Source organism: Rothia sp. P6271 (assembly GCF_048512995.1).
In the GTDB taxonomy this organism is placed as follows: Bacteria; Actinomycetota; Actinomycetes; order Actinomycetales; family Micrococcaceae; genus Rothia.
Genome location: NZ_JBLXXV010000005.1, coordinates 120,747 through 131,348 on the forward strand (window position 1 = coordinate 120,747; position 10,602 = coordinate 131,348).

A 10,602-nucleotide genomic window follows, 5' to 3' on the forward strand; every position below is an offset into this window, starting at 1 on the left:
TTCTGTCACCTTAGTTCTGTTAGGAGATAAATTGAGAACTCCATGAATATGTTTCATCATACGATTTTCATGAGGAATTTCTCGTTAGAGGATAGACTGTCGTACTTCTTTTCTAGGCTAGTATGAACTAAGAAAGAAATGAAATAGTTAGAGCTAGGAAATACGTGAATAAAACTACCTCCGTATCAGTAGTTATTCCCTTCTACGGCGATTCTTCCGATACGATGCCTCTTATCGAGCAGCTACAATCTCAAGAGCTTTCTAGTCCCTTAGAGATTATTGTTTCAGATGATTGTTCCCCTACACCATTTCCTGATTTAGAGGGCGTTACCGTCGTTCGTCGTGAGCTCAACGGTGGTTTTGGCAAAGCTGTTAATTCTGGTATTGAGGTTGCCCAATCTGATTGGGTTTTTGTTCTTAACAGCGATTTAACGATTGGGCCAACTTTTATTGCAGATATGCTCGCCCAAAAGGAACATTCTGGGGTAGGTGTATATAGCCCGCAGGTTGTCGACCACGATGGAAAAGGTCAGTGGGTAGGACGAAAATTCCCGACTGTTTTCCATCACGCTTTTGAATGGTTTACACCTCTTGCCCGTTTTAAGGGGACTACCTGGTGGCATCGCCTGGTAGGGCACGATACTCGGTGTGTTACCGGAAAGACTGTTCACACTGATTGGGTGGTGGGTGCGTGCATGCTCCTGCCTGTTGAACCATTCCGTGCTATCGGGGGATTCGACCCTCGTTTTTATATGAATAGTGAAGAAGTCGATTTGCAGAAACGTTTAACCGAAAATGGCGTACCATCTATTTTTGCCGGAGAAGTGAGCGTTGAACATGTCGGCGGTGGCTCTTCTGCTGACGATAAACGTATTGGTTGGCTGGTTGACTCTCGATTTATATATGCAGAAAAATGGGGCTTTAAAAAACAACTTCACCGTTCCCTAACTGCTGTTAGCTACGCTAATTTTCTCGTCAACATTGTGCGTTCTTTACGAAATAAGGATGTTCATGCGCAAAGTATTCTTTCTAAAGAACTCAGTTATCTGAAAGGCCATTAGAAGATGAATATTGCTCAAAAGATTATTGAGTCTGTCCCCTCTGTTCGCTGGCATGTATCTGCTGTTCTTTCAAAGACTCTTTACGCCAAAGGATTCAAAAAATTTGGTCATGGCAGCACTATTATCTCGCCTCTAAAAATGCGTGGTGTTGATTCCATTTGTATTGGTGAAAACGTCACTATCTATGAGGGCAGCTGGTTGCAAGCCGAATCTGGTGGGACTTTATCCATCGGCTCAGGAACATATATCGGGCATCGAACGCACCTTCATGCTGTTAAACCAGTATCAATTGGTGAAAAATGCGTTATTGCCGATAACGTCATGATCAACTCTGGAGAACACAGCCGTGAGGATCTATCTCAGATTGTCTCTCGTGGTGAAATTAGGGTTGGAAATCAAGTCTTCATCGGACAGAACGCGGTAGTGCTAGCTGGCGTCACAATCGGTGATGGTGCCACTATTGGTGCCGGTGCTGTTGTGACAAAAGATGTTCCTGCTAGGGCAGTGGTTGCCGGTGTTCCTGCTAAACCTCTAAACTAATTAAAAATACTCGTATCTTATCTATATAAAATTTTAGGGAAACATGAAAATTCTACTAACTGGCGGAGTCGGCTTTATCGGTCTGAAAACTGCAAAAAAACTTGTTGAACAAGGACATGAAGTTGTTGCGCTCGATAGCTTGTTAGAGCAAGTGCATCAAGATATCGAATCAGAAAAAGCGCAGTTCCCTGGAAAGATTATTGTTGGTGATGTGGCGCTTCCCGAAACATGGGAGAACCTTGAAGGTGCTGATGCCATTATTCACCTTGCGGCTGAGACCGGAACAGCTCAGTCTATGTACGAAACTGAGCGTTACCGTAGCGTGAACGTTGACGGTACCCGATATGCAGCAGAATATGCCGTTAAATGGAACGCTCCTCTTGTTTCGCTGAGCTCACGAGCTGTTTATGGAGAAGGTTCTGCCAAGCGTGCAACTAAAGAGTCAGATCCTCACCAACCATTGTCTGTATATGGTGAAACTAAATCTGAGGGTGAAGATATCGTCCGTGAGGTAGTTGCTGGCAAAGTGCCGGCAACTATCGTCCGCCCACAGAACGTTATCGGTCCGGGACAAGCCCTCCATAACCCCTATACCGGCGTATTGGCGGCTTTTCTTGCGCGCCTTCGTGAAGGTAAGAACCTTTCTGTGTATGGGGATGGTACTCAAACCCGTGACTTTATCCATGTAGAAGATGTCGCAGATATTCTGATTTGGGCGTTAACAAACCTCCCTGCGCTTGACGAATCTCCCCGTATTATTAACGCTGGTTCAGGTGAGCGTATTACCTTAGACCAACTAGCTCAGTATTCTATTGACGCTGTTCCTGGCGGTTCTGAAGCGATAATCGAACACGTAGATATCAAACGAGCTGGCGATATTGACCATGCTCTTGCTGATATGTCTTATGCGTATTCTTTGGGCGCACCTCAGGCGCGTTGGAGTGCACGTGAAGCAATCGCTGACTTTATTCAGAAGTCTTGGAAAGCTCCTGGTGCAGATAGCTCTGCATGGGAGACTGCTCTAGAAGAACTCACTGAGCGGGGTCTTGCAGAGCATAATGACTAAACCGAAATTACTCTTAGTTTCTCCTGGGTTCCATGGTTATTGGATGACAATTCGAGATTCTATCGTCCGCCTAGGCTATGAAGTTGTCACCCACGTTTATGATGCTCCTGGAAATATTCAAGAACGTATTACGAATAAAATCTTGCATGATCTTCCTGAACGTTTTCGTCCAGAGAATCTAGAGCATCAGGTTACGGAGAAAGCTATTGCTGTTTTCTCGGAGCAAAAACCAGACATTGTCTTGGTTGTCAAAGGTGACCAGCTTGGCCACCGTTGGTGGGAGACTCTTGAACGTTCAGGGGTTCGTTATGGTACCTGGATGTATGATGAGCTTCGTCGTATGCGTTATACAGATGAGTTACTTCACCACATCGGTCCTATCGCAAGTTATAGTCCTGCCGACGTACAAGACCTAAAATCTCGTGGTTTTGATGCTATTGATGTTCCTTTAGCTTATGACTCACACATGAAGATTGCGCCTTCAAAGGAAACACATATTAGTTTTGTCGGTGCTCGCTATGAGGGTCGTGAACGTATGCTTAAGGTTCTTTATCAGGCAGGTATTCCAGTTCGAGCTTATGGTAAACAATGGTCACGTCACTGGTGGGATGTAGCACGAACTCGTCAGTTTAAAGACCCCGGTTTGCCGACTGGTCGCGATTTAGATCGTTCTCAGGCATACGGTGTGATGGCGGCGTCACCCGGAACACTCAACATTCATGGAGACCAAGACGGCTTTACGATGCGCACCTTTGAGGCTTCTGGTGTTGGGGGTCTACAAATTATTGATCGTGATGATGTCACTCGATACTATGAGCCAGGGACTGAAGTGTTGACGTATTCTTCTACCGCGGAGCTCATTGAGTTATGCCGACGTATCGTTGCTGACCCACAGTGGGCTCAGAAAATTCGTGAGGCAGGGAAACGCCGTACGTTAGCAGAACATACATTTGATGAGCGCGTCAAAGTCTTGGAGACTTTATGGCTTTAAAATTTCCTCGCGATTTGTCTGCTTGGCAACAATGGCAAGCTAACTCTAAACCAGAACAACGAGTAAAAAACCTACTTCGTAAGCTGAAGGGACGTCAAGAACAAAACATCGTATCCTGCGCTGTTTCAGGTGTTCTGCATATGAATCATCCTGAACCTGAGCTCTTGATTGTTCTTGAATCGACTTCTCCTACTTCGGTTGTTTCTTTGCTGCGCCCTGTGGAATATCTGAAGAATCCTCGTGTAGCAGTGATAGCTCCTATGAACGTTGAAGAGTTCCTTCCATCTGGCTCGTGGCGGGTTCAAGAACTAGATACTGATGCTCTCACACGACAACGTGGCGTTAAGGTTGTTTTAGCGGCAGGGCATTACCTTCCCCTAGGTGCTGCCATATATCGTAATGCTCAGAAGATGGGCTGGGAGTTTATCGTTGTTCAGCACGGATTGATGACGCCTTTTGCCCCTCCACTTCCAGAAAACTCAACTCTATTAGCTTTTAGTGATGCTGATGGTGATTTTTGGCGCTCGGGAAGAGAAGATATTACTGTTCATACAGTAGGCTCTCAACTATTTTATGAAGCAGCGCAGAAACCAAAAGTTGATATTGAGAGTATTGATTCTACTCCGGTGTTTTTAGGGCAGATGCATGGCGCTGAGCTACCGCGTTTATCTTTTGCTCGGGCTGGGTATAAATTCTGTCTAAATCACGGTGCAATCTATCGCCCACATCCTTCGGAAAAGGATAAACTGTCTTTAATAACTCATAAATTATGGGGACAACGAGGAATAACTGTGGACACGTCCGCAATCCCTCTTAATGAGATGACTCATCCAGTCGTTTCAATCTTCTCGACGGGAGTCTTAGAAGCTGCTATTCGAGGTATTCCTTCTTGGGTGTATCACCCTAAACCAGAACCATGGCTTATTGAGTTTTGGGAACGGTACGGCATGAATCGTTGGGGCGATTCTCCCACTGAACCTCCGGTTCAACCGCGTACTGTACCCGCTGATACTATCGCTCGCATCATCGCAGAAAAATTGGAGAAATAATGCGCATTCTATGCGTTATTCCTGTGCGCGGAGGTTCTAAGGGAATCCCTCGGAAGAACCTCAAACTCATCGCAGGTAAACCTCTGGTTGCATGGACTATTGAACAAGCTCTTGAAGCAAAAGAAGCTCTGGCACCAGAACACATTATGGACGTCATCGTTTCAACAGACGACCACGAACTCGCAGATATCGCTCGTGAATATGGGGCTGAAGTTCCTTTTATGCGTCCTGCTCATTTAGCGGAAGATACTACGGCTACTGAGCCTGTTATCGAGCACGCTATCGAGTTTGTCGAAGAGCAGGGACGACGCCCTGACGCTGTGATGCTTTTACAAGCAACGAGCCCTGTTCGTTTACCTGGCACTCTTGAACGTGCCGTCCGTCAATTTGCTAGCTCTGATTCTGACTCTATGGTGGGAGTCATTCCTATCGGTCCTTTCATTTGGACTGCTACAGAACCACCGCAAGCTCAATATGAGGTGATGGCTCGTCCCCGCCGTCAAGAACTGACCCGCGAAACCTACCGTTACCGTGAAAACGGCTCAATGTATATCACGGCCACCGAAATTTACGAAAAGTACCATAACCGTCTTGCCGAGAACATTGAGCTTTTCTTACTCGACGAGGTAGAAGGTGTTGACATTGACGCACCTATTGACTTTGCTGTAGCCGAATACCAGCTCAACGAGATTCTTAAGACCCATAACGAAAGTAGCTCCTCATGATTATCGAACGTAATACCACCCCCTATGTAGTGTTTTCTGAGGATCCCGTTCTCACCGCTCTACAAAAAATTTCTGCAAACCAACAGCGCATCATCTTTCTTGTAAACGAGTCCGGCGTGCTTCAAGGCGCTCTGTCTGACGGAGATTTCCGTCGCTGGTTGATCGCTCATCCCACCGAATCTCTGGAAACTTCTGCCCTTGAGGTTGCGAATAAGAACGTTCACAGTGTGCCCTTTGGCACCGATACTGCAGCTCTCAAGGCAGAATTCGCTAAAGGTATCTCCCATCTTCCACTCGTCGATGAGCGAGGACACCTTATCGCTATCGCTATGAATGAACAGGATGTTCTTCGTATCGGTAAACATGAGATTACCCAAGACAGCCCAGCATTCATCATCGCAGAAATTGGAAACAACCACCAAGGTGATGTCGATTTAGCAAAGCGTCTTGTTGACCTTGCAGTAGAAACCGGCGCAGACGCTGTGAAATTCCAGCTACGTGATATGGATGCGCTATACCGTCAAGCAGGTTCTCAATCTGCAGGTGAAGACCTCGGCGTACAATATACCCTTGACCTGCTCTCACGTTTCTCATTGTCTGTTGACCAGATGTACGAAGTCTTTGACCACGTCAAAGAACACAATATGGACATTATGTGCACCCCTTGGGACGCACCTTCTGTTCAGGCTCTTGTCGATTACGGTATCCAAGGCATGAAGATTGCTTCTGCCGACCTCACAAACCATGAGCTGCTTGAAGACGTTGCTTCTCGTGGTCTACCCATGCTGGTTTCTACCGGTATGAGCCGTGAAGAAGAAATTCGTGAGTCGGTCAAACTCCTACAGAATCGTGGAGCTTCGTACGCTCTTTTACAATGCCAGTCTGCGTACCCGGCACCGTTCAAAGACGTCAACCTTGCATATATGGATCGTCTTGCTGAAATTGGGCAGTGTCTCGTCGGCTACTCCGGACACGAACGCGGGTATCACGTTCCGGTCGCTGCTGTAGCACGCGGAGCAAAAATTATTGAAAAGCACTTCACTATTGATAAAACTCTTGAAGGCAACGACCACACCGTCTCGTTGCTTCCAGAAGAATTCACTGCAATGGTGACTCAAATCCGTGAAGTAGAAGAAGCTATCGGAACAGCAGCTCCTCGTGAAGTCTCTACCGGTGAGCTTATGAACCGCGTTAACTTGGCAAAATCATTGGTCGCAACTCGTGATATTGCCAAAGGTGAGGTTGTTTCAGAAGCTGATGTTGCTGTTAAATCTCCTGGCCGTGGTCTCCAGCCGAACTGCTTGCCGCAACTTGTCGGACGTACTATGCAACGTGACGTTGAAGCAGGCTCTTTCTTCTTTGAAGGGGATCTTAAAGATGACCTTGTAACTCGTCGAGACTTCACTTTTGACCGTCCTTGGGGTCTTCCTGTCCGTTACCACGACTACAAGCCCCTCATCGAAGACTCGAAGCCTGATTTTCTTGAGTTCCATTTCTCTTATAAAGACCTTGAAATCAACATCGACGATGTCTTTGACCAGAAGCTTCCCATGAGCTTTACAACTCACTTGCCAGACCTCTTTGCTGGTGATTTCTTAGTAGACCTCGCCTCCCGTGACCAAGATATTTGGGAGCGTTCCATCGCTGAGGTTCAACGCACCATCGATATTACTCGTGACCTTACCCGTTACTTCACCGTAGATGATGACCCTGTCATGGTCGTGACTATGGGTGGTTTTACTAAGGACGGACATATCCCTGCTTCTGCACGCGCTGATAAGTATGAGCGTATTGGTGAGGCTCTTGGCAAACTAGATACTTCTGGGGTTCGTATCGCGGCGCAAACTCTGCCGCCTTATCCTTGGTTGATGGGCGGGCAGCAATACCATAACCTCTTCCTTGACCCTCAAGACACCGCAGAGTTCTCAGATACGTATAACACTGCGCTATGCCTCGATATCTCACACACCATGTTGGCTGCAAACTTCTTGAAGATTCCGCTGTCTGAAGCGGTAGAGCTTTTGGCACCACGCTCTATCCATTTGCATTTGGTTGATGGCAAAGGTGTCGACGGTGAAGGCGTTCAAGTGGGTGAAGGTGATGTTGACTGGGCAGCTCTCGGTAAACAGCTTCGTGAGTTGACTCCTCAGTCGTCCTTTATTCCAGAAATTTGGCAGGGCCATATTAACAACGGTGAAGGATTCTTTACCGCTCTAGATCGGCTTGAAAAGTGGCTCTAAAAGACACATCCCAGTTGCCGGTTGCTCTCTGGGCAATTCCGGTTCCTGAATTTGGTGGAGTAGCCCGGCACGTTGTAGATTCTGCACGTGCCGGGCTACCCGGCTATCAGCTGATTGTCCTTGCACCTGAAGGTGAACTCACCCGTCAGCTTCAAAAGCAAGGAACTGAGGTTATTACCGCACAGTATGGCCCTGACTACGGTTTTGCTACCTCTTTTAAATCTTTGTTAGCAGCAATAAAACAGGTTCAGCCTCGTATCCTTCACTCACATCTTGCATACTCTGATGTTGTGGCATGTGCTGTGATTCAGAGTCTTAAATTGCAATCTTTGGTGAAGAAAAGCGTTCGTGTACCGTCTTTAGTGACAACCGAGCATGGTATTGCTGGTAACGATGAGGTATATCATGGGAGCTCGTGGCGCTCTCGTTTAATGGCAGGAATCCATCGTGTTCGCTTGGCTGGTACAGATGCTGCGATTGCGGTGTCCCGTTCGACGGCTGAACAGATGCGCCGTAAATGGGGTGCGTCTAGTGCGAACGTCGTTCTGAACGGTGTTCACGGTACTGATCTTTTGAAGCAGTTAGAAAGCTATCGTACGGAGCGAACATCTCAAAATATAAAAGTGCTTTCTCTTTCTCGTCTTTCTTCAGAGAAAGGTCTTGACGTACTGCTTGAAGCGTTTGCTCATTTTTCTGAACATAACACTGATGCTTATTTAACTATTGCTGGTAGCGGCCCATTACGTGAGGTATTAGAAGATCAGGCACGAATCCTTGGAATTGAGACGAAAGTCCATTTCCCAGGGTTCGTGGATTCTGTCCAAGCCATGGCAGAACACGATATTCTAGTTCAGCTATCAGTATGGGAAAATCTTTCATATACACTTATTGACGCTCATATTGCTGGAATGAAAACTATCGCCACCGATGTTGGCGGAAACAGCGAGATTGTTGTCGCTGAAGATCTTGTTCCTGCTATTACTAAAGATAACCGTGAAGACGTCATCAAGCTTGTTGCCCAAAAACTTACTCAAAAAGCACACGCTGAAAAACCCTCTCAACAGCAGTGGGTTAGTGCAGAAGAAATGACAGCTAATATCGTGAACATCTATCAGAAAGTGAGTTCCTCATGAGTGCAGCTTCCCTCTCTGAACGTATGAACGGTGCTCTTACTGCCGAAGCAAAACATCTCAAAGAGAGTGTTGGCAGCATTGTCATGTCGGATTTCATTTATGGCTTGTTTATTTTTGTTTTGGGAGTAACGTATTTTGGTATTCCTCTAGGGACTATTGTCTCTGTTGTTCTTGTCGCTCATGCTTCAATGCGTAAATCGCATTATGAAGATCCTAGGGTTAATCTATTTATCGCTATCATTGTCTTAGCTGTTGCTTATAGTGCTATAAGCTCTGTAGCCTTTGGTATTTCGACAGTAGATGAGACTTTACGAAGAACTTTCCGTATTTCTATTGTGATTTTTTTGGCGCTTTTTATCGGTGATAAAAGGATTGACGCCCGTTCACTAGTGTTTGGTATTGCGACGGGTATGTTATTCAATGCAGGGGCATATTATGCAGGTATTGCGCCGGATGCCTATACCGGATTTTTAACCGGATGGCTTGGTGATAAGAACGTTTCCGGGCTTTGGTACGCTTTTATTGGTTTGCTCTTTTTTACGTACCTCGATGATAAGAAGAAAAAACTGTTGGCTTTTATACTCTTTAGTGTTTTACTTTGGGAAACCGGATCACGTACCTCTCTTGCTGGGTATATGTTTGCACTTTTATGGCTGACCTTTGGCAAAAAAATTGGTCTTTTCGCAAAATCTGTCTTAGCTATATTTATCGTATGGGCGGTGGACTACCTGACAGAAAACTACGCTCACGCTGGTGTTTTTGCAAACCGTGATGGTAGTGATTTATTGCGTGCACGTATTGACGCAGCAACGCTAGAAAAAGTTGCTCAGACACCATGGCATGGTCAAGGTTTTGGACAAGCGTATGTATTCTTGCCTGGTGGTGACCGTAGATGGTTATTTCATAACTCTTTCTATACTCTCTTCGTTGAAGGTGGGTGGATTTGGATGTTTGCGGTTTTGCTCGTTACTCTTTTGGCCACAGTTTTTTGGAAACAGCAACATCAAAAAGGTAAAGAACGTATTATCGTTGCTGAGGCGGCTATCGTTCTTCTTGCTATCTGTAGCTGGCGTCTTGGTGAGGTTATTCTGACTATTCCTTGGGCAATTGCGGTCGGTCTTGGTCTTTCCTACCTGTTGAAGCCTAAAGATGCTATTGGATATTATCAACAGCAAGAAGAACAACAAAAATATAAATCATTATAATTCAACTATCAAAGAGTGATTCTCTAAGTGAAAAGCTGCACGAGAATCATTCTTTGAATAATGGCTTATGATGAGTAGTTGGCATTAAATACGATATTGAATAAAATTAGGCAGAAATACAAGGATAATTTATGAAGCATAAAAAACCTCCTGAATATCTTAATCCTCAGGACTATAAGAATGGTCGTTTCTATGCTTTAGACGGGCTTCGTGGTTTAGCGATTCTTGGTGTTATTATAGGACATTTTGGGTCTCCTTATAACGAGTTTTTCCCATCTCAGCCTAAATCTCCTTATGAATTTTCTTTTGGTGCTCTTGGCGTTCAATTATTTTTTATGATTAGTGGTTTTGTTATCTTGTTAACAGCTATTCGGGGGAAAACTGCAAAGAACTTTGTTATATCCCGTTTCTCTCGACTATATCCCTCTTACTGGGTTGCACTTTTAATGTCTACTTTTCTTCTGTTTACGGTAGGAGCTGAAAATCATGATATTACCATTCAAGAAGCTATCGTAAACATTACAATGTTTCAGCGTTTCCTCATGGTTCCTAACGTCGATACGGTGTACTGGACTCTTGCAACAGAGATGCA

General features: G+C 45.5%; 10 protein-coding genes. All 10 read left to right on the plus strand.

Annotation, left to right across the window (positions count from 1 at the left end):
- The first annotated feature begins 164 nt into the window (after positions 1-164).
- Positions 165-1,061 (plus strand): glycosyltransferase family 2 protein, encoded by an 897-nt coding sequence (locus ACN08X_RS05585; protein ID WP_419108162.1) that lies wholly within the window; start codon positions 165-167, stop codon positions 1,059-1,061.
- A 3-nt stretch (positions 1,062-1,064) separates the two neighbouring features.
- A complete protein-coding gene (locus ACN08X_RS05590; RefSeq protein WP_419108163.1) occupies positions 1,065-1,601 on the plus strand; it encodes an acyltransferase in 537 nt (178 codons plus the stop codon).
- Between the two features lie 43 nt (positions 1,602-1,644).
- Positions 1,645-2,667: an NAD-dependent epimerase/dehydratase family protein gene (locus ACN08X_RS05595; protein ID WP_419108164.1), complete on the plus strand. Its 1,023-nt coding sequence runs from the start codon at positions 1,645-1,647 to the stop codon at positions 2,665-2,667.
- A 43-nt stretch (positions 2,668-2,710) separates the two neighbouring features.
- Positions 2,711-3,658, plus strand: coding sequence for a CgeB family protein (locus ACN08X_RS05600; RefSeq protein ID WP_419108165.1), 948 nt, complete (start codon positions 2,711-2,713; stop codon positions 3,656-3,658).
- The gene (locus ACN08X_RS05605; protein WP_419108166.1) at positions 3,649-4,707 is read left to right on the plus strand and encodes an RNA-binding protein; all 1,059 of its coding nucleotides are present in this window, start codon (positions 3,649-3,651) and stop codon (positions 4,705-4,707) included. The genes ACN08X_RS05600 and ACN08X_RS05605 overlap by 10 nt, the downstream gene beginning before the upstream one ends.
- Positions 4,707-5,432 (plus strand): cytidylyltransferase domain-containing protein, encoded by a 726-nt coding sequence (locus ACN08X_RS05610; protein ID WP_419102072.1) that lies wholly within the window; start codon positions 4,707-4,709, stop codon positions 5,430-5,432. Before ACN08X_RS05605 ends, ACN08X_RS05610 begins: the two co-directional genes overlap by 1 nt.
- Positions 5,429-7,672 carry an N-acetylneuraminate synthase family protein gene (locus ACN08X_RS05615; protein WP_419102073.1) on the plus strand — a complete coding sequence of 748 codons (2,244 nt, stop codon included), beginning with the start codon at positions 5,429-5,431 and terminating at the stop codon, positions 7,670-7,672. Before ACN08X_RS05610 ends, ACN08X_RS05615 begins: the two co-directional genes overlap by 4 nt.
- Positions 7,663-8,805 (plus strand): glycosyltransferase, encoded by a 1,143-nt coding sequence (locus ACN08X_RS05620; protein ID WP_419108167.1) that lies wholly within the window; start codon positions 7,663-7,665, stop codon positions 8,803-8,805. Before ACN08X_RS05615 ends, ACN08X_RS05620 begins: the two co-directional genes overlap by 10 nt.
- Entirely contained in the window at positions 8,802-10,010 is a 1,209-nt protein-coding gene (locus tag ACN08X_RS05625; RefSeq protein WP_419108168.1) for a zinc ABC transporter permease, read from the plus strand. Before ACN08X_RS05620 ends, ACN08X_RS05625 begins: the two co-directional genes overlap by 4 nt.
- A 131-nt stretch (positions 10,011-10,141) precedes the next feature.
- Positions 10,142-10,602: acyltransferase family protein (locus tag ACN08X_RS05630; protein ID WP_419108169.1), on the plus strand; the 461-nt coding region annotated here is incomplete at its 3' end.